At 64.8% G+C, this 25,548-nt stretch carries 23 protein-coding genes and 1 pseudogene; 17 read left to right on the top strand and 7 right to left on the bottom strand.

Annotation, left to right across the window (positions count from 1 at the left end; translation table 11 throughout):
* Positions 1–243: 243 nt before the first annotated feature.
* From G3446_RS12045 to G3446_RS12030, 4 genes are all read left to right on the top strand, one after another.
* Positions 244–1,278, top strand: a complete 1,035-nt coding sequence (locus G3446_RS12045) for a phytanoyl-CoA dioxygenase family protein (RefSeq protein ID WP_209262379.1) — start codon at positions 244–246, stop codon at positions 1,276–1,278.
* Positions 1,279–1,393: 115 nt separating this feature from the next.
* Positions 1,394–2,224 (top strand): methyltransferase domain-containing protein, encoded by an 831-nt coding sequence (locus G3446_RS12040; RefSeq protein ID WP_164453081.1) that lies wholly within the window; start codon positions 1,394–1,396, stop codon positions 2,222–2,224.
* A gap of 80 nt (positions 2,225–2,304) precedes the next feature.
* A complete protein-coding gene (locus tag G3446_RS12035) occupies positions 2,305–3,594 on the top strand; it encodes an MFS transporter (RefSeq protein ID WP_164453080.1) in 1,290 nt (429 codons plus the stop codon).
* Entirely contained in the window at positions 3,581–4,483 is a 903-nt protein-coding gene (locus G3446_RS12030; RefSeq protein ID WP_164453079.1) for a class I SAM-dependent methyltransferase, read from the top strand. Before G3446_RS12035 ends, G3446_RS12030 begins: the two co-directional genes overlap by 14 nt.
* A 1,170-nt stretch (positions 4,484–5,653) precedes the next feature.
* On the opposite strand, the gene G3446_RS12025 is transcribed toward G3446_RS12030, so the two are convergent.
* Both G3446_RS12025 and G3446_RS12020 read right to left on the bottom strand, forming a co-directional pair.
* Positions 5,654–6,058, bottom strand: a complete 405-nt coding sequence (locus tag G3446_RS12025) for a hypothetical protein (RefSeq protein WP_164453078.1) — start codon at positions 6,056–6,058, stop codon at positions 5,654–5,656.
* A 10-nt stretch (positions 6,059–6,068) separates the two neighbouring features.
* On the bottom strand, positions 6,069–7,376 hold the full coding sequence (locus tag G3446_RS12020; RefSeq protein ID WP_164453077.1) for a hypothetical protein: 1,308 nt from the start codon (positions 7,374–7,376) through the stop codon (positions 6,069–6,071).
* Positions 7,377–7,602: 226 nt separating this feature from the next.
* Between G3446_RS12020 and G3446_RS12015 the strand changes: the two are divergent.
* The 3 genes and pseudogenes from G3446_RS12015 to G3446_RS12005 all read left to right on the top strand — a co-directional run.
* Positions 7,603–7,671, top strand: a pseudogene (locus G3446_RS12015) (methyl-accepting chemotaxis protein); the annotation flags it as partial.
* 37 nt (positions 7,672–7,708) lie between these two features.
* Positions 7,709–7,951: a hypothetical protein gene (locus G3446_RS12010; protein WP_164453076.1), complete on the top strand. Its 243-nt coding sequence runs from the start codon at positions 7,709–7,711 to the stop codon at positions 7,949–7,951.
* 391 nt (positions 7,952–8,342) lie between these two features.
* On the top strand, positions 8,343–9,017 hold the full coding sequence (locus G3446_RS12005; protein WP_164453075.1) for a cysteine hydrolase family protein: 675 nt from the start codon (positions 8,343–8,345) through the stop codon (positions 9,015–9,017).
* 9 nt (positions 9,018–9,026) lie between these two features.
* On the opposite strand, the gene G3446_RS12000 is transcribed toward G3446_RS12005, so the two are convergent.
* Both G3446_RS12000 and G3446_RS11995 read right to left on the bottom strand, forming a co-directional pair.
* Positions 9,027–9,989 (bottom strand): cation diffusion facilitator family transporter, encoded by a 963-nt coding sequence (locus G3446_RS12000; RefSeq protein ID WP_164453074.1) that lies wholly within the window; start codon positions 9,987–9,989, stop codon positions 9,027–9,029.
* Between the two features lie 56 nt (positions 9,990–10,045).
* Positions 10,046–10,945, bottom strand: a complete 900-nt coding sequence (locus G3446_RS11995; RefSeq protein ID WP_164453073.1) for a cation diffusion facilitator family transporter — start codon at positions 10,943–10,945, stop codon at positions 10,046–10,048.
* A 289-nt stretch (positions 10,946–11,234) separates the two neighbouring features.
* Between G3446_RS11995 and G3446_RS11990 the strand changes: the two genes are divergently transcribed.
* Entirely contained in the window at positions 11,235–13,688 is a 2,454-nt protein-coding gene (locus tag G3446_RS11990) for a glycoside hydrolase family 31 protein (RefSeq protein ID WP_164453072.1), read from the top strand.
* Between the two features lie 11 nt (positions 13,689–13,699).
* Here the strand turns inward: G3446_RS11990 and G3446_RS11985 are convergent, their stop codons facing one another.
* Positions 13,700–14,155 (bottom strand): hypothetical protein, encoded by a 456-nt coding sequence (locus tag G3446_RS11985; protein WP_164453071.1) that lies wholly within the window; start codon positions 14,153–14,155, stop codon positions 13,700–13,702.
* A gap of 205 nt (positions 14,156–14,360) precedes the next feature.
* Between G3446_RS11985 and G3446_RS11980 the strand changes: the two genes are divergently transcribed.
* The 7 genes from G3446_RS11980 (at position 14,361) to G3446_RS11950 (ending at position 21,406) form a co-directional block, all read left to right on the top strand.
* Positions 14,361–14,891 carry a DUF805 domain-containing protein gene (locus G3446_RS11980; RefSeq protein ID WP_164453070.1) on the top strand — a complete coding sequence of 177 codons (531 nt, stop codon included), beginning with the start codon at positions 14,361–14,363 and terminating at the stop codon, positions 14,889–14,891.
* Between the two features lie 70 nt (positions 14,892–14,961).
* Positions 14,962–16,158 (top strand): Bcr/CflA family multidrug efflux MFS transporter, encoded by a 1,197-nt coding sequence (locus tag G3446_RS11975; RefSeq protein WP_164453069.1) that lies wholly within the window; start codon positions 14,962–14,964, stop codon positions 16,156–16,158.
* Positions 16,159–16,175: 17 nt separating this feature from the next.
* Positions 16,176–16,865 (top strand): Crp/Fnr family transcriptional regulator, encoded by a 690-nt coding sequence (locus tag G3446_RS11970; protein ID WP_164453068.1) that lies wholly within the window; start codon positions 16,176–16,178, stop codon positions 16,863–16,865.
* Positions 16,866–17,126: 261 nt separating this feature from the next.
* Positions 17,127–17,309, top strand: coding sequence for a YgaP family membrane protein (locus tag G3446_RS11965; protein ID WP_164453067.1), 183 nt, complete (start codon positions 17,127–17,129; stop codon positions 17,307–17,309).
* A gap of 191 nt (positions 17,310–17,500) precedes the next feature.
* Positions 17,501–18,643 carry a GGDEF domain-containing protein gene (locus G3446_RS11960; RefSeq protein ID WP_164453066.1) on the top strand — a complete coding sequence of 381 codons (1,143 nt, stop codon included), beginning with the start codon at positions 17,501–17,503 and terminating at the stop codon, positions 18,641–18,643.
* Between the two features lie 469 nt (positions 18,644–19,112).
* The gene (locus G3446_RS11955; RefSeq protein WP_164453065.1) at positions 19,113–20,753 is read left to right on the top strand and encodes a tetrathionate reductase family octaheme c-type cytochrome; all 1,641 of its coding nucleotides are present in this window, start codon (positions 19,113–19,115) and stop codon (positions 20,751–20,753) included.
* Positions 20,753–21,406, top strand: coding sequence for a cytochrome b/b6 domain-containing protein (locus tag G3446_RS11950; RefSeq protein WP_164453064.1), 654 nt, complete (start codon positions 20,753–20,755; stop codon positions 21,404–21,406). The genes G3446_RS11955 and G3446_RS11950 overlap by 1 nt, the downstream gene beginning before the upstream one ends.
* A gap of 67 nt (positions 21,407–21,473) precedes the next feature.
* Here the strand turns inward: G3446_RS11950 and ubiT are convergent, their stop codons facing one another.
* Positions 21,474–21,947: a ubiquinone anaerobic biosynthesis accessory factor UbiT gene (ubiT, locus tag G3446_RS11945; protein WP_164453063.1), complete on the bottom strand. Its 474-nt coding sequence runs from the start codon at positions 21,945–21,947 to the stop codon at positions 21,474–21,476.
* Between the two features lie 138 nt (positions 21,948–22,085).
* Here ubiT and G3446_RS11940 point away from each other — a divergent pair, with 138 nt between their 5' ends.
* Positions 22,086–23,027: a DUF808 domain-containing protein gene (locus G3446_RS11940; protein WP_164453062.1), complete on the top strand. Its 942-nt coding sequence runs from the start codon at positions 22,086–22,088 to the stop codon at positions 23,025–23,027.
* Positions 23,028–23,401: 374 nt separating this feature from the next.
* Here the strand turns inward: G3446_RS11940 and G3446_RS11930 are convergent, their stop codons facing one another.
* Positions 23,402–23,548 (bottom strand): hypothetical protein, encoded by a 147-nt coding sequence (locus G3446_RS11930; protein ID WP_164453061.1) that lies wholly within the window; start codon positions 23,546–23,548, stop codon positions 23,402–23,404.
* A 1,606-nt stretch (positions 23,549–25,154) separates the two neighbouring features.
* On the opposite strand from G3446_RS11930, the gene G3446_RS11925 reads away from it, so the two are divergent.
* Positions 25,155–25,548: hypothetical protein (locus tag G3446_RS11925; RefSeq protein ID WP_425338396.1), on the top strand; the 394-nt coding region annotated here is incomplete at its 3' end.

Raw genomic sequence — 25,548 nt, 5'->3', positions numbered from 1 at the left:
CCTCTTGGACCCCTCGTGACATGAACGCCTCGCGTCCGCTCTCCCACTCCCGATCAGCTCCAAGCACGGGTCCACGCGAGCGACGGCAGATCGCCAGGTCGTCGCGATCCGAAGGAAACCACTGAAGATGCGCGACGAATCAACCTCGAGGGGGCGTTCCATCGACATGTTTACAGAGCAAAGCAGCGCCGACGATGCAAAGGCGAAGATCTATTTCCACTGCCTGGTCTGGCGCGGATGACCATGCCTAAGAAGACGGCTCAATCCAGCCCTAAGCTGGTCGGCGAGAACGCCCGGCGCAGCGATGTCGACCAGCCCTGGGAACAGGACAACCAGGCTTGGTGGGATTGGTACATGACGCTGGCCGACAACAGCGGCGAGCCTGCTCCCGCTCCCGAGCGTCTGGCGTCGCAGCCGGCGGCGTCCGTTGCCGACGGCCTCGACGCAGCGGCGGACATCGATGTCGCGTCGATCCGCGGCGAGCTTTCCACGCCCTACGCACTGACGCCGGATCAGATCGACAGCTTCCGTGCCAACGGCTACATCAAGCTGCCGCGCGTGCTCTCCCCGGGCGCGACGCGGCTGCTCCGAGGCGAGATGGTGCGGCTGCTTGGCGATGCGTTCGACACGCGGCTCGATGGCGGCACCAAGGGGCGTTTTCTTAGCCTGGAGCTTGCTTGGCTCGAGCATCGGCTGATGCGCGCCTTCGTGCTCAGCGCGCGCATCGCCAAGCTCGCTGCCGACCTGCTCGGCGTCCCCCGCGTCAGGCTCTATCACGACAACCTGATGTCGAAGGAGCCCGGCTGCGGACGCACGCCCTGGCACTACGACGCCCACCATTTCCCGCTCGCCACCAACGACGTGGTGACGGCCTGGATTCCGGCCCAGCCGATCCCGCGCGACATGGGCCCGCTGTGCTTTGCGTGGCCGATCGATGTCCACAAGCTGGTCGAAGGCCTCGCTTTCAGCAAGTTCGATACCAGCTACGATCGGCGCATCCTTGAGGTCTTCCGCGAGCGCGAGGTCGCGGTGGACGACGGCCCGTTCGAGGCCGGCATGGTCAGTTTTCACCACAACCTGTGCTTTCACTCCGCCGGTGCCAATGGCTCCGGCCAGAGTCGCGTGGTGTTGGCCAACACCTTCTACGCGGACGGCGCCCGGGTGTTGGAGCGACCGACCATGGTCTCCGGCGATTGGCAGAAATTCATCCCCGGTGCTGCGCCGGGCGCGGTCGCCGCGAGCGAGCTGAACCCGGTCTGCTGGCCGCCTGAGGCTTAGGTGCCGCTTGGAGTCCGGCGGACCGCGCGGCGTATATCTCCCGGCGCCAAACACTTCATGGGCATGCCTCAGGGTCGGCCCCGACTTCGACAATTCCGACCGAGCGGGCAACGCCATGACAGATACCTTCGAGCGCAGCTGCGAGCATTGGAGCGAGGCCGGGCGCCGGGAGATGGAAGACTTTTACGCCCTGGCGTCGGTGGATTACCGCCATCTGGCCGAGGCGCTGGACTGGGTCGACTGGCTGCGGACTCGGCAGGCGAGGGCCGGGCAGCGACCGCTGCGTGTGCTCGATGTCGCTTGCGGCTCGGGCAAGTTTCCATCCGCGCTTGGGCGCTATGCCGGCGTCTCGCCGGGCAGCGTCGGCCCCATCGACTACGCCCTTCTCGATCCGTCGGCCTTCTCGATCGCGGAGACCCGGCGCGTCTTGTCCGCCCCCTTCGTCGCCGGTGAGGAGTACGAGACGACCTTGCAGGCGCTGGAGTGTCCGCGCGACCACTTCGACGTCGCCTGGGCCATCCATGCGCTCTATGCCCTGCCGGCCGACGCGCTGGAGGCGGGGCTTGAGCGTCTGGTGCATGCCGCAGCCGAGACGGGGCTCATCGCCCATGCCTGCCGCGACGCCCACTACCTACGCTTCTATCGCGCCTACCTGGAGGCCTTCCGCGGCGGCGGCACCCCCTACCTCGCCGCCGAGGAGATCGTCGCGGCGCTCGAGCGCCTTGGGCTGAGCCCGCAGGTGCACGAGATTCGCTACGAGAACCGCGCCCCCGTGGAACAGCAGGCACAGGTTCAGGGCTATTTGCAGCGCTGCCTCTTCGATGACTCGCTGGACTTGGCTCAGATGCTTGCCGACCCAATCATCGGCGCCTACTTGGAGACCTGTCGGCACGAGCGCGAGTGGCGCTTCGCCCAGCGCGTGCTGATGATCTTCTTCGAGACCTAACAACGCCGGCGCCCCGGCCCGAGCCGGAGGCGTGCGGGTGAGCGCCGACGCCATCACTGCAACAATGCTTCGGAGGCCTCGTGCGGCTGCGACAAGCGGGCCCGACCCTGGCGCTCGGCTTGCTGCTGACGCTCAGCTCCAGCATCGGTCAAACCTATTTCATCGGGCTGTTCGCCGGCGCCATCCGCGGCGATCTGGTCTTGAGCCATGCCGGCTTCGGCGGCATCTACACCCTGGCCACGACCGCGAGCGCCGCGTGTCTGCTGTGGCTCGGCAAGGTCGCGGACCGCGTCGAGCCTGCCCGATTGGCGGCCTGGGTGATGCTCCTGCTGGCCGTCGCGGCCTTGGCCATGGCCATGACCGATGCCCTTTGGCTGCTCGCCGTCGCCCTGTTCGGGCTGCGCTTCTTCGGCCAAGGCATGCTGGGTCACATCGCCGTGACCTTGTTGGCACGGCGTTTCGCCGCCGGTCGTGGCCGCGCCCTCGGCATCGCGATGCTCGGCTACCCGATCGGCGAAGCCCTGCTGCCGTTGCTCGTCGCCCTGGCGCTCGCGGCCTTCGATTGGCGTGCGATCTGGCTGGCAACGGCGTTGGCGATGGTCTTGATGATCCCCGCCGTGCTGGCGCTTGGCCGGGCTATGTGCCGACGCCTGCCCAGCCCGGCGCCGACGCCTGGAGCGGATGGCGGTCTCGACGACGATGGCTGGACCCGCGCCGAGGTCTTGCGCGATCGCCGCTTCCACGCCCTGCTGCCCGCGCTTGCGGCGGCGCCCTTCTTGGTCACCGGCGTGCTCTTCCATCAGGTGCACCTGGCGCAGGCGAAGGGCTGGACGCTGGCGCAGCTCGCCGCCTGCTATCCGGTCTACGCGATCGCCTCGACCGCCGCGGCACTGGGCAGCGGTTGGCTGATCGACCGCATCGGGGCCGTGCGGCTGCTGCCGCTGTTCCTGCTACCGATGGCGCTGGGCTTGGCGCTTGTCGGCGGCGACATCGGCCAGGGCGCCGAAGGGACTGCACTGATCATTGCCGCCTGCTTCATGGGCCTGCTCGGCATCACCCCAGGCAGCGCGACGGTCCTGTTCGGCGCCCTCTGGGCGGAGGTCTACGGCACCCGCCACCTTGGCGCCATCCGCGCCCTTGCGATGGCCTGCATGGTGTTCGCAACCGCGCTGGCACCTGGGGTCTTGGGCTGGCTGCTGGACCGCGGCGTCGAGCCGCAGCCGCTGCTGCTCTGGCTTGCCGGCGGCGCCCTGCTCTGCGCGCTCAGCACGCTGCCACTGCTGCCCAGTCTCCGGCAACCCCGTAATAAGCCCCGCCACCGGCGGCCACTCCCTGCAATCCAGCGAGGCCCTACCGATGACCATGCATGAGCCCAGCCACATCGACAGCCGCTGGGCGCAACGCCTGCGCCGCGGCGAGCAGCCGGACGCGGAAGACGTGCGTGAGCACTTGTTGGCCGTGCATCAGCGACATGCCGGCTTCACCGAGGCCATCGCTCGAGGCTGCCGCGACGCCGCCGGGCGAAACAGCTATGAGTGGCTGGCGGAGGCGATCGACCAGGCGCGCCATCGGACCGTCCTGGATCTTGCCTGCGGCAGCGGCGTGCTTGCCGAGATCTGTCTGCAACGGCACGGGGATCGCGTCACGCTGACCGGCGTCGATATGAGCGCGGACGAGCTCGCGTTGGCGCGTCGCCGCATCCCGGACCCGGCGGTCAGGCTGCACCAGGCCCTCGCCCAGCGTATGGACTGCGTTCCGGATGCAAGCATGGATGTGGTGCTTTGCCACTGGGCGCTGACGCTGATGGACCCGATCGAGCCGGTACTCGCCGAGATCCGGCGCGTCCTGCGCCCGAACGGCACCTTGGCGGCGATCATTGACGGCGAGATCCTGAGCTCCCCCGTCTACGCGGCGGTCCATCATGTGATCTACTCCGCCGCATGCAACGAGTACCCCTGCTACGGCGAGGCGGATCTCGGTGACTCCAGGGTCCGCACCCCGGAGCCTCTCGCGGCACTGATACGGCAAACCTTTCGTGACGCCGAGGTGCAGGTCGAGCCCGGACTGGTCAGCCTCACCGGCACGCCGCGCGGCCTGGCGCAAGAGGCCACACGCTTCTTCTACGCCTCCTTCGTGTTGCCCATGGAGGCGCGAGCGCGGGTGTTGGCTGACGTCCAAGAGGTGCTCTCGGCGCATCACGGCACCGACGGCCAGTGCCGCTTCGACATGCCGATCCATCGGCTTGTTGCGCAGCTATGAGGCGGGTCCACGGCAGCGAAGCTGGCCTCTACCAGCTGCACGCCCTTCGCAAGTTCCCGGACGCTGGCTCGGCCGAGACTCGGGGCGACAGCCGACGCCACGGCGCAGGCGAAGGGCATCGGCTTCCGGGTGTCGAGCGATCACTGGTCGTACCCAATACGCCGCGCTACCTTGGGGCGGCTTAGCGGTGGTGGAGCCCATCAACTGTCAGGATCGAGCGGACGCCGAGGGAGAAAGGCCTTGCGACAGCGACTGGGGTGGTCTAGCAGTTCGCTCGGAGAGCTCGGGAGACCAGACACGACCCCACGACGGCCAGTTCTGGAGTCTGTATCCGGATGACTTCCGGGTGGCGGGCTTGAATTGGAATGGGCACTGGTTGCATCTGCTGCCCGATTCCGCGACGAAAGCGGTCGTCTTCAGGGTGACTCCGCCCAGTTCCATGACGGTGCTGTCCAATGTCGCGTCGTTGGTGATCAATCTCTTGAATCTGCGACTCGGTTTCATGACTGAGCCCGCGTTGCCGAAAGCTCCTGGAACAACCGACATAACGCCAGTGTGCCCAATCTCGTGATCTCGTGGTCGATGGGGCCTCGGCGGCCACCGAGAGCTTGGCGGAGCAGGCTCGCTCAGCGAGAACGTCTCGGCCGTCAAGCTGAGTACGGATCTGGTGCCGGTGCCGCAACAGCAGCTCGTTTCAGGCGGCTGAGACAACCGCCCCGCCCTAAAGCAGCCGCCCCTGGGCGAGCGCCTCGGTCGGTGTGTTCTTGCCCGCGCTGTCTTCGCACATGGGATCGTCCGGCGCGGAGGCTGTCGCCCGCAAGCGGGCTCCTACAGGGACGCCGCCGTAGGAGCCCGCTTGGGGGCGATTCGGCCGTCTCAAGAGCTCGCCGTCGGCAGGGATTCGATGATCCTAAAAAGAGCAGTTGAACCGCAAAGGGCACAAAGAGCGCGAAGGATTTCAACGCCTTGTCTGCGAAGCGATGCTCACTCAAAGGGTGAAGCGACGCAGCGATGCAAGCCAATGTTTTCTTCGTGTCCTTCGCGCCTGTGCGGTTCCAATTGCCGAATCTAGGATGATGCTTCGGCTGGGCGGGCATCGCGTCGGCGACGCCCCCAGCCGGTGAGCCAAGAGAAGCTCTCCTCGCTGGAAGCTGACAGCTTGTTCGAGCATCAAGGACTGCGCAGCAGGATCTGCACCCCCTCCGGGACCTCGACGGACTCGACATAGCCGATGGCGCCCTCGGTCTTGGAGACGAACTCGACCACCTCGGCGCTGCTGGGCAGCTCCGGCGGCGGCGTCCCCTTGCCCACATAGCGGCGCACGGTCCAATAGCCGGTGTACTTGTTCTCGTCCTGGGATAAGTAGTGCCGCAGGAAGGCCTCCCGCAGCTCGTTTCCCTGCGGCAGGTTGACGGGCGTCACGCGGACACCGCCGATCTCGACGATACGGCCCGTGTAGATCCGCTCGAGCGTCTTTCTGTCGAGCGGCTGCAATCCGGCGTGACCGATGACGACCGGCTGCGCAAGTGCCGGACCCAAGGTCGAGAGCAGCAGAATGGTGGGTAGGATCCGCATCTTCGGCTCCCTAGAACGTAAGGTTGTAGGAGAGCGAGAAGACGTTGACCGCCCGGTCGCCGCTGTCCTCGTCGGTGGGCGCATCCATGAAGCTCGACGCGACCCCGGAGCGCGTGTGCGCCCATTCGGCCTTGAGCGTGCTGCTCGGCGTGACCTGATAGGAGGTCCCCAGAGCGACGGTAGTTTGGTCGTATGGCAGCAGCTGATCCGCGCCGAGGCGCTGCGAGGCGTTGATCAGCGATGCAAAGGGCACAGAATCGGGGACTCGCGTGCCATTCATCGACTCGTAGAGGTCGAGCAGGTCGTCGTCCGAGCGGATGCCGGCGACATAGACGTAGGGCGTCCATTTATCGATCGTTCTAAGCAGCCCCAGGTAGGCGGCATGCGTCTCGATCCCGATGGTGGCGTTTTCCATGCGCCTGTGGGCATATTCGCCGATCAGCTTGAGATCCTTGGGCAGCGCGATCTGCAGGCTGAGGGTCAAGACATCGACCTTCAGAATATCCACCGTTGGGATCCCCGGCCCCGGCAGGTTGGGCAAGGTCTGATAGTAGCCGACCCCGGGTGCGATCGAGACATAGGGATAGTCGGATGGGAAAGGCCCGGAATTGGCACTCGCTTCCACCAGATGCAGCCCCACAGCGAAGGCGTTCTCGCGCCGCCGCAGCGTCAGCACCAGCCCGGCCATGTCGGCATCCACGCCAACATAGAGCGGGCCGGCCGAGCTCAGCGGCGGGATCCCATCGCGCAGGTAGAAGCGCCAGTCCGTATGGGTGTGACCGCCGTAGCCCTCGAGCGTCCAATCGCTCTCGCCGCTGAGCCAGCTCCAACTGAAGGCCGCTCCGACGACATCGGTTACGGGGAAGACCGAGTAGACCTCGACGGGGAGACGGGCGAAGGGATAGGTGATGCCGACATCGCTGTTGGCGGAATAGAACATCAGCGGGACCCGCAGCTTCCCGACACGGAGCAGCAGGTCATTGGTCGGTCGCCAGGAGACAAAGGCCCAGGTGAGCTTGGGATCCCAGCCGTTCTCGCGATGATCGGACGGCGCGGCCTTGGCCTGGATGGTCAGGCTCCAGGCCGGTGTGAAGCGGCCGTCGAGCTGAAAGCCAATGACGGAGTCCTGATTCAGGGTCCCGTCCTGGCTGATGTTGCCCAAATAGTCGAGGTCCTGATCCGAAACGGCCCCGCCCAGGGTGCCAAATCCGGCGATCTCGAGCTCCGCACTCGCGATGGCGGGAGCCATGAGGGCGATTGCGATCAGCCAAGTGCGTCCGCGTCGTCTGAAATCGTTCATGAATCTGGAGTCCGTCATGCATTGGCGCCTTGTGCAAGGCCGGTCGGAAGGCCTACCAGAGTAAGGATACCCGCACCGCAGGCTCTAGACCGCAGGTTCTAAAGGCGTTGCTCCGAGGCTCGGGAGACTGTGACGCAGGTCGCTGTTTCAGAGCCCCCGGGAGGAATAGGCACACCTCAAGCAAGGGATTTGCGAGCGCCCATCTCTGCGCTTGGCCTTCGCAAGGTATCCAGACCTAGGGGCCATCACGGACCAGACAAATCTGCTGGCACTCAATGCCGCGATCGAGGCCGCCCGCGTCGGCGAGCACGGGTGTCGCGGTGAGCGCCTTTGGTGAGATCGATGCGGCAATGACGCGCATCGACCAGCTCAACACCGACATCGCGCGCGGCGCCGACCAGCAGCGGCTCGTGGTCGAGGCGCTGCAGACGAGCATTCGGCAGATCTCCATGGCGGCGGAGCACAACCGCTCCGGCGCCGAGGAAGGCACCAAGCGGTCGCAGGACCTGAGGGCAGTCGCCGGCCAGCTCGAGGAATTGCTCGGGGGACTCAAGGTGGAAGCGTCCCCTGCTCTGGTGGCCAGCTTGCACTGAGAAATCGGGCATCCCGAAGTCGTCGATGCCGGCGTGATCTCATCCAGGCCAAGCCGGCGTCGCGCCTACCCGCTGCCGAAGTCGGCTTCGCCGCAGTCGCCTCCGGCAACGGCGAGGCCGCCGCGTAGGCTGCTCATCCCCAAGCTGCCCGCCCCAAAGTGGTCGATTCCTAACCGGACTCGAATTTTGGTCGCTACATCAGTCGACTAATGCAGTGCGGCACAGGTTATCCACAGATACGGCCACAGCGCATGGGGAAAACTCCACCCTGAGCTTGGAATGGCCGTGCGGGGATCTGTATCGTTGGACAGCTGCAAGGGCCCGGCCGGCTGCGATCCGAGGTCAGGGCGCTGGGCTCACTGGTCTTGTCAACGCGAGCGAGGTGGAGAGCATGAGCTGGAAGACATCCCATCGATCCTTCTATTACGAGAACGCGCCCGAGCCGGACGTGCCGACGCTGCTCCCGCACGAGACGGCGATGCTCTGCATCGACGTGCAGAATTACGGCATGGTGCAGCATGAGGATCCGGCCGAGCGGGCGCGCTGGGAGCCCTTCCATACGCGCATGCGCGGCACCGTCATCCCGCAGATGAAGGCGATGCAGGAGCGCTTCCGCCGCAATGGCATCGACGTGATCCACGCCCGCATCGCCTGCCTGCTCGATGATGGCCGCGACCGCTCGCTGAGCCAGAAGCTGCCGGGCTGGAACAACCTGCTGATGCCGCGAACCACAGAGGCCTCTCAGATCATCCCGGAGCTGGCCCCGGCGCCCGGCGAGATCGTCGTGACCAAGACGACCGACAGCGCGCTCACGGGCACGAATCTGCGCCTGATCCTCAGCAACATGGGCATCCGTAACCTCATCGTGACGGGGATCTACACGGACCAGTGCGTCTCCTCGACCGTCCGCAGCCTCGCCGACGAGAGCTTCTTCGTGGTGCTGCTCGAAGACTGCTGCGCCGCCGGCACGGACGAGCTGCACCAGCGCGAGCTGGAGATCATCAACATGATCTACTGCCATGTGATGAGCAGCGATGAGCTGGTGGGCCTCATGGGGCTGAGCTGACCAGGCGAATCAGGCCACCCTCGGCTTGCTGCCGTCGCGGCTGAGGGATTCGGCCTCGATGAAGATGCGTCGGATCTCCGGATAACGCGCGCGAATCGCCTGCTCGATCCTATCCACGGCGGACATGAGGCTCGCATTCGACAAGCCTTGCTTGAAACGGATGTCGAGGTTGAGCAGCACCTCCTTGGGGCCGAGGTGCATGGTGAGCGGATGACCGGCGACGGCGACGTCCTGATCGGCGCTCGCGATCTCGCGGATTCCGGCGACGACCTCGGGATCGGCGGTCTCGCCAATCAGGAGGCTACGACTCTCGTAGGCGAGGAAGGCAGCGACGGTCGCGAGCGTCAGACCGATCAGCATGGAGGCGATGCCGTCGAAAACGGGGCTGCCCGTGAGCTGGGTAAGCAGGACGCCGAAGAAAGCGAAGATCAGACCGGCGAGTGCGGCCGAGTCCTCCAGGAGCACGGTAGCGACCGTCGGGTCCTTGGTATCGCGCAGCGCACTCAGCAGATCGCGTCGCTTCAGATCGGGCCGAAACTCGTGCAGCGCGATGACCCAGGAGGTCCCCTCGGCGACCAGGGCGATCCCGATCACCGCATAGTTCCAGAGCGGGCTGCCGCGCCCCTCGCTGGCGTGGCCGGTGAGATGGGTCAGCCCTTCGTAGAAAGAGATGCCGCCGCCGATGCCGAAGAGCACGATGGCGACGATGAGGCTCCAGAAATAGAGCTCCTTGCCATAACCGAAGGGATGATGGGCGTCCGGCGGACGCCGGCCCCGATGCATGCCGAGGAGCAAGAGCCCTTCGTTGGCGGTGTCCACCACCGAGTGGATGCATTCGGACAGCATGGCCGAGCTGCCGGTGAATGCCGCGGCGACCCCTTTGGCCACCGCGATGGTGGCATTGGCGGCCATGGCGCCGTAAACGGCAATCGGCTTCTCTTGTCCCTTCTTGATACGGTCGCGTGCACCCATGGCCGCTCCTCTCTGTCGATTGAATCCGGCCAGGCCCCTTGCCCAGCCGACGAAGCTCAGCGCCTCAGCTGAACGATGGTTTCGATCGGCTCCGGCTGGAGGGTCACATGCCTGACCGCAAAGCGATGCTCGAGCAGATGGCGCAGCCGGCCCAGCACTGGCTCCCAATCGTCGATGCGCTGGAGCACGACGTGCGCCGACAGCGCGGTGCGCTCACCGGACAGCGACCAGATGTGCAAGTCATGAACCTCGATGACGCCCTCGGTCTCCGCCATGGCCTGTCCCACCTCAGCGAGATCCAGGTGCGCGGGGACCCCTTCCAGCAGGGTGCGCAGGACCTCACGCAGCACCTGCAGGCTGGACAGCAGGATCAAGAGCACGATGAAGAGGGCCAGGATGGGGTCGATAAGCGTCCAACCTGTGTAGAGGATGACTACGCCGGACACCAGGGCCGCGACCGAGCCGAGCAGATCGCCCATGACATGCAGCAAGGCCGCGCGCACATTGATGTTGCCACGCCCGCCCATGAGCAGCCAGGCCGCGCCGATGTTGATGCAGAGTCCTACCAGGGCGACCCAGGTGACGACCCCAGCCTGCACGGGCCGAGGCTCCAGCAGCCGCCCGACGGCGGCCGCGCTGATGGCGGCGACCAGGCCGATCATGAGCACGGCGTTGAAGAGCGCGGCCAGGGTCTCGACGCGACCGAGACCATAGGAGTGGCGCCGCGACGGCGGCCGCTTGGCCAGCCAAGCGGCAACCGCCGCGAGTCCCAGCGCGGCGCTGTCTGTGACCATATGGCCCGCGTCGCCGAGCAGGGCGAGCGATCCCGACAGCAGCCCGCCGATGGCCTCGATCGCGGCGAAACCGAGCGTGAGCCCAAGTGCCAGGGTCAGCGCCCGTCGGGAATCCGTCCCATGGTGCGCCTGAGCATGGTCGTGTCCGTGGTGTTGCTGCATTGGATACGGCTAGGCCAACTGAAGACCGAATCGCGTCGGGCGTTGAGACAAGGCTCTGACCAGCGACCGCATGATGAGCTGTGCTGCAGCCGGTCGCCTCGATGACCCCGAGGGGTGTCTTACGCGCGCCGCCGACCCCATCTGGTGAAGACGGCGCCAGCTGGGACGTTTCCGAGGAGTGGATCGGCACTGCGTCCTCATGTCAGACTGCGGCCGCTTTCGCTCGATCCAAGCGCCTCGCCATGGGCCTGTCAGCTGCCGTTCTTGCCAGACCAAGTAGGAGCACCCGATGGATGAGATCCTTCCAGAGAGCCCCTGCCCCATCCAGAGCTGGGTCAACCAGGCATCTGCCTTCGTCGCCCACTATGCCCAGGGACTCCTGCGCATCGACGCCGTCGCACCCGACATCTTGAGGGTACGCTTCGCGCCCTCTGGGCGACTCGCGCCCCCTCGATCCTGGAGCCCGGTGCTCGACCTGCCACCGGCCGGCCTCTCCGTCACAGAAGACAACCTGGTGGTGCGCATGTCGACCGACAGCATCGGCGCCACCCTCGATCTGCAGTGCGGCCTGCTGCAATTTCTCACACCCGACGGCCAGAGCTTCGCCGCGGATCTCGGGCCACCGCTCTGGCGCGAGGTCGCGCTGGAAGAGATCAACATGGAGCACATGCCGGAGCCCGAGCTGCCGGAGGGCGACGCCCGCATTGGCGTCTTTCTCCAAAAGCTCATGGCGCCCGACGAGGGCTACTTCGGCTTCGGTCAACGCACCGGGCAGCTGGACCGGCGTCACCGGCGCCTGACCAACTGGACTATCGACCGCTCCTCCCCCGGGCACAGTCGCGGCGACGACAACATGTACCAGGCCCACCCCGTCTTCATGGCGGTGCGCCCCGGCCTGACCTGGGGGCTCTTCCTCAACTCGACCTGGTATAGCTCCTTCGACGTCGGCGCACAGGATGACGACGTCCTCAACATCTTCACGCTCGGCGGCGAGCTGGATTACTTCGTCTTCGCCGGCCCCACGCCGGCCGCCGTCGTCGAGCAGCTGACGCGGCTCACCGGACGCCCCATGCTGCCCCCCCTCTGGACCATGGGCTATCACCAGTCGCGCTGGAGCTACGGGACGGATTCGGACGTGCGCGAGATTGCCCGCACCTTCCGCGACCACTGGATCCCGCTCGACGCCATCCATCTCGACATCGACTACATGGACGGTTACCGCGTCTTCACCTGGGACGAGGACCGCTTCCCCGCACCGAGCGAGACCATCGCCGCGCTCCATGCCGACAATGTCCGCGTCGTCACCATCATCGACCCGGGCGTCAAGAAGGATCTCGAGACGGGCTACCAGGTCGCCGAATCCGGACTCGGTGCCGGGCACTTCATCGCGCATGCGGATGGCGAGCCCTTCAGCGGCTGGGTCTGGCCGGATGAGTCCTTGTTTCCGGATTTCTGCCGCGACGCGACCCGGCTCTGGTGGGGCGATCAGCACAGCGGTCTGGTCGAGGTGGGCATCGACGGCTTCTGGTGCGACATGAACGAGCCCTCGATCGTGGACCGCCCCTTCCGCGAGCCCGGCGTCTGCGAGCAGCCGGTGCCGCTCTCGATCGCACAGGGGGACGACGGCGAGGCCCTCCATGCGGAGACCCACAATCTCTACGGCCAGCTCATGGCCCAGGCGACCTGGGAGGGACTGAAGCGGCTGCGCCCCGGGCAGCGCCCCTGGGTGCTGACCCGCTCGGGATTCGTCGGTGTACAGCGCTGGGCGGCGAGCTGGATGGGCGACAACAATGCCTGGTGGGAGCACTTGGAGATGAGCCTGCCCCAGCTGGCCAGCATGGGGCTGTGCGGCTCGCCGCATGTCGGCGTCGACATCGGCGGCTTCTATCAGAACACCCATGCCGAGCTCTATGCCCGCTGGATGGAGCTCGGGACCTTCTACCCCTTCATGCGCAGCCATGCCCACTGCGACAGCCGCGCCCAGGAGCCCTGGTCCTTTGGACCCGAGATCGAAGCCACCGCCCGCTCGGCCATCGAGCTGCGCTACCGCCTGCTGCCCTATCTCTATACCCTCGCGCACCTGGCCCATCGCAGTGGCGAGCCCTTGTTGCGGCCTCTGCTCTACGACTTCCCGGATGCGGCTCACCTGCATCAGATTCACGACCAGGTGATGGTCGGGCCACAGCTCATGGTCGCGGCGATCTATTCGCCAGGGGTCCGACGGCGCCTGGTCGAGCTGCCGCCCGGGCACACCTGGTATGACTTCAGGACCGGGCTGCCGGTCGATTCCGATCATCTGGTCGCCGACGCGCCTCTCGGCGGGATTCCCATCCTGGTGCGGGGCGGCTCGATCCTGACACTGGGCAATGTGCGGCCCTGCACCGCGGAGCCGCTCTCCGAGCTGACGCTGGAGATCTACCCGGACCACAACAACCCGGGCGCCTGGACCTTGATCGAGGACGACGGCGAGAGCTTCGCCTATCAGGATGGCATGCTGTGCGAGCGAGCGATGTGGATCTCTCCGGGCTCGCAAGGCGCCGAGCTCAGTATCGCGGCTCAGAGCGGAGACTTCGCGCCAGCGCTACGCCGGCTAGCGATTCGCTTGCACCTGGCCCAGCCGCCCGCGTCCGTCCTATTGGACGACAACGCGGTGGAGGACTGGACATGGGACGAGGCGCGCCATGCCGTCGTGCTCGGCCTGGACGACGACGGCCAGGAGCATCGCATCGTCCCGAGATTTTGACCCGCGCCCCGTCAGCCGGAACGCTCTCCCGGCACCCCAGGCCAGAGCGTCAGGATAAGGATGACGGCGGCCGCCCCGAGTCCGAGCGCATGGAGTCGATCCCCGCCGATCAAGACATAGACCAGGCCGAGGACGGCGGGAAGCTCGGCGATGGCAACGGCGACCAGGTAGCGGCCGAGATCGGGCTGTGACGACTGCGCCTGCTGCGTCTCGGTCGGCACCGCCTCGTGGATCTGAATGTCGGATCTCTGGCGTCGTGCGCCGAGCACGCGGGCTAGGATGATGGCCAAGGGAACCGCGGCAACGCCAACGCCCAAGACCGGCAAGGCGGCCGCGGGGATCGGCTGGATCTGGATCAGCTCGGGCAGCCACCAGGCCAGCGCCGTCATGACGAGCGCTGAGGCCAGCTGGGCGCCCCAGAGGACGATGCGATTCGGGGCTAGGTTCGGCATGGGAGTCGATGACATCGGCATGGGCTCGCAAGATCGCTATGGATGATAGCGTTATAGATGAAGACGACAGATTAGCCGGGCTGCGCCCAAGTGGCGCGCCAAACCGGTCACGCCGCGATGAAGACGACACCAACAGGCCCGGCCATCTTCGGCCCGAAGGACGCCACACCACTGAGCTCAAGCCATTCTGTTCAAGCCATTCAGCGAAGGAGGCCGCACCATGAGCCCTGTAGATCCCTACAAAACACCTAGCTCGAACCTCAGCCAGCCGGCGTCTGGAGAAACCGATCAATCCAGCGTCTTCTCTCCGAGCGGGCGCTTCACGCGGCTGAGCTATATCGCCTGGGCAACGCTGCTCTATATCCTTGTGGTCGTGATCGCGACAGGACTGGTGGCGGCCGGTCTCATCGACGCGACTGCCACCGAAGGCGCGGGGTTGGCGCAGATCATCATCTCCATCCCTGCGGCCATCGTCGGCGTTCTCTTCGGCATTCGGCGCTTGCATGACATCAACGCGAGCGGCTGGTGGATGCTGCTTTCTCTCGTCCCCATCGTCAACCTCGGACTGATGCTCGTGCTCTTCCTGAAAGGCGGGACGCCTGAGGCCAATCGCTTCGCGGCCCCGCGTCCGGCACCGACCTGGGAGCGCGTCCTGGGGATCATCGGTGCGGTCTTGCTGGTGCTCTCGCTGGTCGGTATCGTCGCCGCGCTTCTCATTCCGCTCGTCGTCGGCGTCCAAACCGGGGCCTGATCGAAGCTGGGCTGCGCTGTCCCGAGCCGGTCGGCGAGCCCCGCCGGCCGGCTTCTCGATTGGTCGTCGTATGCCAATCCGTCCGACACTCCTGATCGCCTTGGGCCTGCTCTCCGGCCTGACACCCTTCGCGATCGACCTCTATCTTCCCAGCCTGCCCTCGATCGCCCGCGATCTCGGGTCGCCGATCGAGCTGGCGCAGCTCAGCGTCACCGTCTATCTCGGCGTCTTCGCCCTCGCCCAGTTGCTCCTGGGACCAGTCTCCGATGTCTTCGGTCGCCGCAAGACCATCGGCTGGGGGCTGATCCTCTTTCTCCTGGCTGGGCTGGCCTGCATGCTCGCGCCCAGCATGGACGTTCTCTTGGCTGCCCGCGCCGTGCAGGCTCTCGGCGGGGCCGCGGTCGCGGTGAGCGTTCCGGCGCTGGTCCGCGATCTCTACGAGAAGGACGACTATGCGCGGGTCATGGGCTTGGTCATGCTGGTCATGGCCATGGCGCCCCTGGTCGCCCCGACCCTCGGATCCCTCATCATCGGCCTGACCTCCTGGCGCGCGGTCTTCCTGTTCCTGTCGGCCATCGCTCTCACCACCACGCTGCTCTTCTTCCGCACGGTGGGCGAGACGCTGCAGGCCCAGTATCGCCATCGCTTCGACCTTGGGCGAATCCTCAGGAACTATGGCCGCGTTATCGGCAACCGCCGTGGCTTGGGCTATCTGCTCACAGGCGCGGCCAGCTTCGCCGGCATGATGACCTTCATCGTCAGCTCGCCCTATGTCTACATCGAGCTGCACCAGCTGCCCGCGACCTGGTTCGGCCTGGCCTTCGGCGCCAATGTCGCGCTCGGCATGCTCTTCTCCTCGCTGAACGCGCGCTATGTGAGGCGCCTGGGTGCGGATCGGCTCTTGCGCATGGGACTGCTGACCCAGGCGACGGCCGCCTCGATCGCACTCGCGGTGGCCATGATCGGCGACACGCCGCTGTGGGGCATCGCGGGCGTCGCCGCGCTCTATCTCAGCATGACAGGTGTCGTCATCGGCAATTCCATGGCCGGCTTCATGGCCTTCTTTCCGAAGATGGCGGGGACGGCATCCGCGTTTGCGGGGGCGGTCCGCTTCGGCTCCGGGGCGGCAATGGGGAGCCTGGTCAGTCTGGTGCACGACGGCACCGCGTCGCCGCTGCTGATCGGGATGGGGGCATCCGGATTGCTCGCCGTCGGCGCCTTCGGCATCCTCTGTGACGGCTTTCGTAACCCTCGGCCTCCCGCATAGGAGTGAAATCTCGCGTCATGATCAGCGAGCCCGATCAGCGCGCGCGTCTGCTCGCACGCTTCCCCTTCCTAGCCAACAGCGATGCGCCCTTGCGCGAGGCCTTCTTCCGGCGTGCCCTCATGGCGCGGCTGCCGGCTGGCCACATCATTTGCCATGATGGCGGCGAGTGCTCGCAGCTGGCGCTGGTTCTGGAGGGGTGCGCGCGCATCTATAAGCTCGGCGAGAACGGCCGCGAGGTCACGCTCTACCGGATCGAGCCGGGGGAGAGCTGTGTGGTCACGGCGTCCTGCATCCTGAGTCACCGTCCCTTTCCGGCCTTCGCGGTCTGTGAGACCGATGTCGAGGCGGCGGTCGTCGCCAAGTCGGACGTTGAGACTTGGCTGACCGCATCGCCCTCCTGGCGCGCCTTCGTCTTCGAGCTGGTGGCCGAGCGCATCGGCGAGGTCTTCTCGGTGCTCGACGCCGTCCTCTTCCAGCCGCTGGACCAGCGCCTCGCCGCCTATCTGCTCAGCCGCTGCGAGCGCGCCGCGCCGCCCAGCCGGATCGTGCAGACCACCCACCAGGAGCTGGCCTCAGAGCTGGGGTCATCGCGCGAGGTGGTGACCCGCGCCCTGAAAGAGCTCGAACAGGCCGGCGCCCTGATCACGGGCCGCGGGCAGATCACGCTGGTGAATCCGGGCGTGCTCAAAGCACGCGTCAGCCGCTAGCCAGCCGCCGCCACTTCGCCCGCTTCGAGCAGCCGAGGCAGCTCCCGCGCGCCTGGATGCCAGTCGATGACGACCGAAGCCAGCACGCGGGCGCCAAGGACGGGCAAGATCGGGTGACTTCCCCCAATACCTGATTTGATTTATGGTAATCGGGCTGTGATGTCGTCACAGCCCATCACTGCCAGCTCGAGTCGCTAGCGGCCAATAGAGCCGCATCGCTGCGCTCGAGGTCAGAAAACTTCTGTTTCTGGGAGCATTCATATGTTTAAGCAGAATATCGGCGATAAAGATCGGCTCGTCCGCGCCATTCTCGGCATTGCTATCATCGTCTGGGGCATCTCCAACCACAGCGCCCTGGGCCTGATCGGCTTCGTCTTCCTGGCGACTGCCTACTATCGGACCTGCTTGGCTTACATCCCAATGGATGTGGACACCACGAAGTAGACGAGGCTGCTCAGCTCGCTTCGTCAGGATGCATCGCAGGCACAGGGAGCGTGCCACCGAAACGCCAGGACAGAGCCCCTCCCGCCGAATCCGCTATCGGTTTCACGCTTCACCCTGTCTCGGCTCGCAACCGCTCCTTGGACCCGATATCCTCTGAGGCCGTTCACCTCATTACGATGTCGAGTCTTTCCATGGTGAAGTTCTGGAAGCGCCAATCCGGCAGCACGACCGCCGAGTCCGAGACCGGCACCCCAGCCGCCCCGGCCGCCGCCCCCGTCCCGTCGGAGCTTGAGAAGATCGCGCTCGATCAGCTCGCCTCGGTCCTCCGTACCTGGGGCGAGTACGCCTTCGACATGGACGAGATCAAGGCCTCCGCGCTCACCGAGCAGCTCGAGCGCTGGAGCCGTCATGTGCTCAACGCCACTCCGGTTGCCGATGGCGCATCATCCAGCGCCAAAGGCGAGCCCGAGGGGAGGCGCGACTGGGCCGGACTGCGCGACTTCACCGGACGCATTCGCCGCAGCGAGCAGGCCTACGTCAATCGCCAGGTCATGGGCACGCGACAGGTGATGGGGGACTTCGTCGAGACGCTAGGCCAGGTGCTCGCCGAGGACCAGGAAGAGCAGAGCCGGGTCATGTCGGTGATCAATCATCTGCGCAAGACCATCGACCAGAACGCTCCGGTCGAGACCCTGACGGAGGAGGCGACCCATGCGATCGACATGATCGCCGAGATCGCCCGTGAACGCTCCAAGCGGCACAAGGGGCTGCTTGCAGACCTCACCGAAAAGCTGCAGTCGCTCCGGGGCGAGCTGGATGCCGCGCAGCGCGAGATGGAGCTGGATCCGCTGACGCGCCTGTTCAATCGCAAGGCCTTCGACATTCAGCTCGAGCGCGTCTTCGAGCTGTGCAAGCTCTCCGGGCAGCCGGCCTGTCTGCTCATGATCGACGCCGACCATTTCAAGCAGGTCAACGATGTCCACGGCCATCAGGTCGGCGACGTAGCACTGCGCCAGATCGCCGATTGCTGCGCCCAGAGCTTCCCGCGCAAGACGGATTTCGTCGCGCGCTATGGCGGCGAGGAATTCGCCGTCATCCTGCAGGACACCTCGGTCGAGACCGCCCATCAGCTGGCCACGCGCTTGCTCGAATCCATCCGCGCGCTGCGCATCGCGCACGAAACAGGCGAGCTCAGCGTCACGGTCTCCGTCGGACTCGCCGAGCTCAAGCCACACCCGAGCCAGGATCTCTGGCTGCGCGCCGCGGACAACGCGCTCTACCAGGCCAAGAGCAGCGGCCGCGACCGCATGTCCGCATTTAGCACCGGCAAGTAAAGGCCAGGCGCGCCTGGAATCTGGTAAGGAAGTGTCCTTCAACTGCTTCCTGCTTTTCTGGTCACGAAGCTCCTGCTTCGTGACCGCCGCGACGAAGCTCTGCTTCACGACGCCCACTACTTCCGGCCTCTGCACCAGACCGAAAGCAGCGCTTATCCTCAAACTCGCGAAGCGGAGCTTCGTCGCGCGGGTGACGCAGCTGGAGCTGAGGCACCAGAGACCCGAATCGGGAAACAACTGCTGGTCGCCAGCGGCTGGCTGCGCTTTCCTGGCGCGCGCAGCCCAGCCGGCCTGTGGTCGGCTTTGATTGAGCCAGATCAGGGGGCAGTCTGGAAACATGTGATTTGTCATGGATCCGTCATCGCTGGGCCGCGACGATGGGGCGCACAATAACGACCGTGCGACGCTGCATCAGCACGGCAGCTAGGGACTGCGAAGAGCGGTCTCGCCCATCCCCGGAGGCCGTTCCATGCGACCCGTTTTGCGACCCTTCTTGGCATTGCTGCTATTGGGGCTACTGAGTCCTGTCTTCGCCTCGGCCCAAGGCCAATGGCCAACCCCGCCGGTGGAGGGCAAGCCACCACCTCAAGTCTCCGGCCCCCTGTCCGGCGGGACTGGGGACCACACCAAGTACGAGGCACTGAAGCAGCCCTTCGCCTCCGGCCCGGAGGTCACCAAAGCTTGCCTGAGCTGCCATACCGAAACTGGCAAGCACTTCATGAAGAATGTTCACTGGACTTGGGAGTACCGCAATCCAGACACCGGCCAGCTCCTCGGCAAGAAGCACCTCATCAACAACTTCTGCACCAATGCCCGCGGCAACGAGGGCATGTGCGCGCAGTGTCACGCCGGATACGGCTGGAAGGACGAGAGCTTCGACTTCACGGACGAGACCAACATCGACTGTCTGGTCTGCCACGATACGACCGGGACCTACTACAAGACCCCCAACAGCAAAGGCAGCCCCGCCTGCTCGGTCATGTTCGAGGGCAAGCCGCCCATCGACTACAACCTGGTCGCCGAGAGCGTCGGCCTGCCCCAGCGCGCGAACTGCGGAACCTGTCACTTCAACGGCGGAGGCGGAGACAACGTCAAGCACGGCGACCTCTCCTCGGCCCTTACGAATCCGCCGCGCGAGCTCGACGTTCACATGGACGCGCAGGGACTCAACTTTGCCTGCACCGCCTGCCACATCACCAAATCGCATGTCTGGGCCGGCAGCCGCTATCAGGTTCTGTCCAAAGATATGGAAGGCACCGGCAAGCCCGGGCAGCGCCGCGACGTGGCCACTTGCGAGTCCTGCCATGGCACGGCACCCCACCCGGTCGACTCGCTCGCGGCCTTCAAGCGCAACGACCATATCGCGAGTGTCGCCTGTCAGACCTGTCATATTCCGGAGCTCGCCCGCGGCGGCGTGGCAACCATCACCGACTGGGACTGGCGAACCGCCGGCAAGACCCGCAACGGCGAGGGTTATCACGAGCACGGCTATACCCAGGGCAACGGCGAGCACCGCTACACCTACAAGTCGATCAAAGGGAACTTCACCTACGGCGAGAACCTGGTGCCGCTCTACCGCTGGTTCGACGGACAGATGCGCTACACCACGATCGATACCAAGTTCGATGTCACCAAGCCCGTCGCCATCAACGACTTCACCGGCTCGCGCGAGGACGGAGACTCACGCATCTGGCCCTTCAAGAAGATGACGACCTGGATGCCTGCCGACATGGGCAACGGCACCCTGGTCTACACCCATCTGTGGGGCGAGGACGATGACTCCTACTGGGGCAACTACGACATGGGCAAGTCGATCGCCCACGGCATGAAAGAGTTCGGGCTGCCCTACTCCGGTGAGTTCGGCTTTGTCGAAACCTTTTCCTACTGGCCCATCACTCACACGGTATCCCCGAAGGAAGACGCCTTGACCTGCCAGGATTGCCACGCCAAACAGGGGCGCCTCGAGGGGGTTGAAGGTGTCTACATGCCGGGCCGAGACAACAATCGCTGGCTAGACCTGATCGGCATCATTGCCGTTCTTGGAACCTTGATCGTCATTCTGGGCCATGCCCTCATCCGTATCATCGCGCCCAAGGGAGAGAACCACTGATGACCGTTCGTCGCGTAAGGATCTTTAGTCTGTTCGAGCGCTTCTGGCACTGGTCTCAGATGCTCTTGATCGTCACCCTGATGTTCAGCGGATTCGGGCTGCACGGGTTTCATCACATGCTCGACTTCAAGCAGGCGGTAAACCTCCACACCCTCGCCGCCTTCCTGCTGCTGCTCCTGTGGGCCTTCAGCATCTTCTGGCTCTTCACGACCCGAAACTGGCGTCACTTCATCCCGACCGTCAAAGGCATGTGGCAGGTGCTGCGCTTCTACAGCTTCGGGATCTTTCAGGGCGAGCATCACCCCTACCGCAAGGCCTACTGGCGCAAGCACAACCCGCTGCAGGCGCTGGCCTATCTGATGCTCAAGATCGTGCTCTTTCCGCTGATCTGGATCTCCGGCCTGGTCTATCTCTTCTACTTCCTATGGCGGGATATCCCACACGCCACCCAGCTTCTGGATGGCGTGGCGCTGGTACATACCGGGGCGGCCTTCACGATTGTCGTTTTCGTCATGATCCACGTCTACATGCTCACCACCGGACACTCATTCAAAGAGCACGTGATGCCCATGATCAATGGGTTCGACGAAGTCGACCTGACGCCCGAGGAAGAAGCCTATCTGCTAAAAGACCAGCCGGAGGTCCTGGGCTAGCCACCACAGCCGCCGCGATGCTCACGGGTCGACGCGCAGGGATTCGCGCCGGCCCGCACAGAGGCCATCAGGCGCGCGACTTGCCCGGCAACCGAATGCTTGCCATCTTGTCGAGCGCCCGCACCAGCGGCTGGTATTTCTCCGGCGGCTCGAAGGCATCGAGGAAGTTCTTGAGGTAGAGCCCAAGCTCGGTGTCGCCGGACATCCGCAGGCGACGCTGGAAGAAGAGCGTGTCCGCATCCTCGCGACGCGCCGCCAACAGCAAGAATTCGTGCAGGCCGCCAGCAATGGACGCGTCGGCCGGCATGTCATCCCCATAGCCACGAATCTTCCCGTCGGTAAGGCCCAGCCGATAGCGCACGCCGATGTCGTCGATCTCGATCGCGATGCGGCGCCCGATCAGGAAATCCAGCTCGCCGTCCTCCAAGGCCTCCTTCATGACCTGATTCAGCATGGTCGCCAGCGCTCGGCTGTGCAGCACGCTGGGCATGATGCGCAGCGGAAAGGTCAGCGGGTAGAGGAAACGGCTTGGAGCAGACATAGCAATGATCTCGTTCGAAAAATTCAGAAAGACATTCAGAAAAATAACACTCGATTTTCTCCTCTCTCCTCCCTCGACACAAGGGAGCCGGGCAGGTGAAATAGCGGCTCCATCAAGACTCAGGAGTCACAGGGAATCATGGCAACCAGCTTGCTGACGCTGCTCGACGACATCGCCACAGTCCTGGACGACGTTTCCGTTTTGACCAAGGTCGCCGCCCGCAAGACGGCGAGCGTGCTCGGAGACGATCTCGCCTTGAATGCGGAGCAGGTCCAAGGCGTCCGCGCGGAGCGCGAGCTCCCGGTCGTTTGGGCCGTCTTCAAGGGCTCGCTCAAGAACAAGCTCATCCTGGTGCCGGCCGCCTTGGCCATCAGCGCCTTCGCGCCCTGGGCGATCATGCCCTTGCTGATGATCGGCGGCCTCTATCTCTGCTTCGAGGGCGTCGAAAAGGTCGCGCACAAGTACCTTCACACCCCGTCCGAAGACGAAGCCCACCATGCCGAGCTGACCGCGGCCCTAGCAGATCCCAAAGCCGATCTCGCCGCATTGGAGCGCGACAAGATCAAGGGCGCCGTGAGGACGGACTTCATTCTCTCGGCCGAGATCATCGTCATCACCCTGGGGGCCGTCGAGAGCGCCGCCTTCCTGACTCAGGTGCTGGTGCTCAGCGGGATCGCGGTGCTCATGACGGTGGGCGTCTATGGCCTGGTCGCAGGCATCGTCAAGCTGGATGACGCCGGGCTCTACCTAAGCCAGCGCGAGGGCGAGGAGCCGCTCGCGGACCTTTACCGCGCCTTCGGAAGGGGCCTGCTGCGCGCCGCACCCTTTCTGATGAAGGCGCTGTCGATCGCCGGCACGGCGGCCATGTTCCTGGTCGGGGGCGGCATCATCGCGCATGGGATCCCTCCCCTGCACCACTGGATCGCACAGTTCAGCGAGGGGCTTCACGGCATCGCCGGACTCGGCGGATTCCTGTCGGCGCTATCGCCCTTGCTCCTGAACGCACTCGTCGGCATGGGCGCAGGCGCAATCGCCTTGGCGATCTATACACCACTGAGCAAGAGATTCGGCAAGGGGTAGCGTCTCGCTTCCAGTTGCGCCCCCCGCATTGATGTGGGCGTCATCAGGGCTGGGAGTGTCGGCCTCCAGGCCGACGCCTGCTGACCTGGAGGTCAACAGGCCCAGCGACACCCATTCCTGCAACATCGGCCTAGCCAATGTCGGAGAGGCCAACGTTTCGCAAGACAAAAAAAGCCCCTGCAATGCAGGGGCTTTCATTCTCGCGATTCGCGATCGGACGATCGTCAGGCGAGTCAGGCCTCGGTCGCGAAAGATCCCAGCTGCTCACGCCAGCCCGGGAAGAGCTGGTCAGCGGCCGTAGGAGCCACCACCAGGGGTGTTGATGATGTTGCCTTGGCCCAGGTTCTTGAAGATGCCGGGCAGACGCAGCGCGTTCATACCGGCGGCTCGTGATCGAACTGCAGCAGCAAGGGATACTTCAGCCCGAACAGCGCCAGTCCCGACATCAGATGATCGACCAGGGCGATCTCGTTGCAAGTACCATCAAGAATCCTGGCAGCGACCCGGCGCGCCTCGCGCAAGAGTCCAGCCGCCTGTTTCTAAAGGAAATCTTCTTCCGGCGGGAATTGCTGTAATTTTTCTATGGGTCATCGGCGGGCTTTTGCCCTTCTCGTGTTTGCGGGGTTTGGCGAGCCATATCCTCAAGCCCGCCGGCTGTCCTCCCCGCCCTCAATACCCGTACAGAATAAAGGCATATATTCGATAAGTATATTTAGAATTTCTTATCATAATAATAATCATAAACTTATACATTCGCCGACTGTGATCGACGAAATCGAGCACAGCCACCTGGACTGCCCCATCCCCGCGCCTCATCCGGCAATCGCCCAGCATCAAAGGTGCCAGACTAAGTTGACAGCTATACCTGTCACTTAAGGTGATTTCCTGACCGGAGTGTCGCGTCTGCGCTCGTGATACCCGTCGGGTCGATCCCTCGCCGACGGGACTCGCGCAGGGCGACAACCTTCTCAGCCCGGGCCGTCCCGCTCCGGGTCGCTGCTCCGCCTCGAGTAGCGCCGTTGGCGCACTCGGGCTGCGCACGACCCTACGACGAATGACTCTACGGCGTGTGTGACTGCGCTTTGCATATTGCCTTCACGACGAAGGACTCACGTCCTTCGTCATTACGGCAATACGCACGCGCACACGCCTACCCGGGACTACCGGCCTCGCGCTTTGCGCTTCCCTGGCCGGCAGCGAATGATCCTACCCAGAACAGCGCCTCCAGTAGCATGGGCAAAGCCCCTGGCACGCCGGCGCGCATGGGGAAGACGTTTGTGGGGCGTGCCCACCCAGGTCGCTCAGGCGCCTGGACGATGGGCACGCTGTGCTTGGAGAGTAAGCCGGGTTCTTGCCGACGGTTCAGCAGATGTTTGCTTTATCTGTTTGCCGCCTAGTTTCCCGGCGGTGCCGCAATATCTCTGCCATGCGACGGTTCGTTCCCGGCTCCTCGCAGAACCGGACTTGGAGTGTTACCATCCGGCTCCCAGCCGGAGTCTTTCGCAGGGGAACAGGGGAGCGATCCGGCGCCCTGTCGACTCCTCACAGACGGCACCCGCCGCCGCGCAGAGCTTTCCGCGCACCGCCTAGAGGGCGGGCGCACCAACTGCGTGAAACGCGCGGGCATCGTTGACACGGGCACAAGCCTCTCAGTGTAGGGCCGTGTTTCACCCTCGCGCTATCTCAGGCTCAGGCCGCCACCCCTTTGCTCGACCCGCATTACCGGGCGTCATCGCCCGTATGGATGGCTCCGACTTCCACGCACCACCGGCCGTGTTCTCGCTTTCGACACTTGTTCACGGCTGCCCGCATCCGGCGGACCGATACGTGGATCTCCCTGGTTACCGCATGTTCTCAGTGTCAGGCTCGACATGGCCTCAGACCCCGGGGAGTATCCAGCGAACTCGCCATCACGTGCACTCGATCGTGGCCAGGCTCAGCCTGCCAGGTGGGCAAACCCGTCGGCACTCTCCAACGGGTGCAACCTGCCGAGCGCGCCCGATCTGCGTACACGAAGTTGTGATCTTTGACCTGGGTGAGTTGGCAGGAGAGCGCAGCAGAGCGAACGTGACAGACCCCGCGGATCGATGGCGATCGCTGCGGTTGTGCTGCCTTGAGGAGTCTGTGATGTCGTTTCCGCTGCCTGGTTTCCCTGATGATGTCTTTGCCCCGGTACGGAGCGAGCTGGAATCCATGATCACTTCGGTGTGTGAGGCGGTCGACGCAGGAACGGCGGCACATACGCTGGAGGCGGGGCTGTTTCGGCAGTTGCTGCAGCTCGGGCACCGCTTGTTTGAGAGCTTTTTGACCCTGAGTGGTCCGGGCGATGCGGGCGCGCGTTTGGCACTGGAGGATGGCCGCATCGTCAAGCGGTTGACGGCGCGGCCACGCCCGTATCGCAATCTCTTCGGCGAGTACCAGATCGCGCGGTTTGTCTATGGTCAGCGCGAGGGACAAAAACTGGAGGCGATCCCCTTGGATGCACAGCTGCAGTTGCCTGAGGCGTGCACGTCCTATCTGC

The organism is Thiorhodococcus minor, assembly GCF_010820565.1.
In the GTDB taxonomy this organism is placed as follows: Bacteria; Pseudomonadota; Gammaproteobacteria; order Chromatiales; family Chromatiaceae; genus Thiorhodococcus; species Thiorhodococcus minor.
Note: the sequence above shows the minus strand (reverse complement) of the source record. Positions and strands in the feature narration are given on the sequence as shown.

What these genes read in the sequence shown, in the direction of transcription:
- G3446_RS12000 (WP_164453074.1), bottom strand. Translation starts at nt 9,989, where the DNA reads ATGGGTGCACGCGACCGTATCAAGAAGGGACAAGAGAAGCCGATTGCC.
- G3446_RS12020 (WP_164453077.1), bottom strand. Translation starts at nt 7,376, where the DNA reads ATGACGGACTCCAGATTCATGAACGATTTCAGACGACGCGGACGCACT.
- G3446_RS11990 (WP_164453072.1), top strand. Translation starts at nt 11,235, where the DNA reads ATGGATGAGATCCTTCCAGAGAGCCCCTGCCCCATCCAGAGCTGGGTC.
- G3446_RS11940 (WP_164453062.1), top strand. Translation starts at nt 22,086, where the DNA reads ATGGCAACCAGCTTGCTGACGCTGCTCGACGACATCGCCACAGTCCTG.
- G3446_RS11975 (WP_164453069.1), top strand. Translation starts at nt 14,962, where the DNA reads ATGCCAATCCGTCCGACACTCCTGATCGCCTTGGGCCTGCTCTCCGGC.
- G3446_RS12010 (WP_164453076.1), top strand. Translation starts at nt 7,709, where the DNA reads ATGACGCGCATCGACCAGCTCAACACCGACATCGCGCGCGGCGCCGAC.
- G3446_RS12005 (WP_164453075.1), top strand. Translation starts at nt 8,343, where the DNA reads ATGAGCTGGAAGACATCCCATCGATCCTTCTATTACGAGAACGCGCCC.
- G3446_RS11965 (WP_164453067.1), top strand. Translation starts at nt 17,127, where the DNA reads ATGTTTAAGCAGAATATCGGCGATAAAGATCGGCTCGTCCGCGCCATT.
- ubiT (WP_164453063.1), bottom strand. Translation starts at nt 21,947, where the DNA reads ATGTCTGCTCCAAGCCGTTTCCTCTACCCGCTGACCTTTCCGCTGCGC.
- G3446_RS11995 (WP_164453073.1), bottom strand. Translation starts at nt 10,945, where the DNA reads ATGCAGCAACACCACGGACACGACCATGCTCAGGCGCACCATGGGACG.
- G3446_RS12030 (WP_164453079.1), top strand. Translation starts at nt 3,581, where the DNA reads ATGACCATGCATGAGCCCAGCCACATCGACAGCCGCTGGGCGCAACGC.
- G3446_RS11950 (WP_164453064.1), top strand. Translation starts at nt 20,753, where the DNA reads ATGACCGTTCGTCGCGTAAGGATCTTTAGTCTGTTCGAGCGCTTCTGG.
- G3446_RS11985 (WP_164453071.1), bottom strand. Translation starts at nt 14,155, where the DNA reads ATGTCATCGACTCCCATGCCGAACCTAGCCCCGAATCGCATCGTCCTC.
- G3446_RS12045 (WP_209262379.1), top strand. Translation starts at nt 244, where the DNA reads ATGCCTAAGAAGACGGCTCAATCCAGCCCTAAGCTGGTCGGCGAGAAC.
- G3446_RS11960 (WP_164453066.1), top strand. Translation starts at nt 17,501, where the DNA reads ATGGTGAAGTTCTGGAAGCGCCAATCCGGCAGCACGACCGCCGAGTCC.
- G3446_RS11970 (WP_164453068.1), top strand. Translation starts at nt 16,176, where the DNA reads ATGATCAGCGAGCCCGATCAGCGCGCGCGTCTGCTCGCACGCTTCCCC.
- G3446_RS12025 (WP_164453078.1), bottom strand. Translation starts at nt 6,058, where the DNA reads ATGCGGATCCTACCCACCATTCTGCTGCTCTCGACCTTGGGTCCGGCA.
- G3446_RS11955 (WP_164453065.1), top strand. Translation starts at nt 19,113, where the DNA reads ATGCGACCCGTTTTGCGACCCTTCTTGGCATTGCTGCTATTGGGGCTA.
- G3446_RS12040 (WP_164453081.1), top strand. Translation starts at nt 1,394, where the DNA reads ATGACAGATACCTTCGAGCGCAGCTGCGAGCATTGGAGCGAGGCCGGG.
- G3446_RS11980 (WP_164453070.1), top strand. Translation starts at nt 14,361, where the DNA reads ATGAGCCCTGTAGATCCCTACAAAACACCTAGCTCGAACCTCAGCCAG.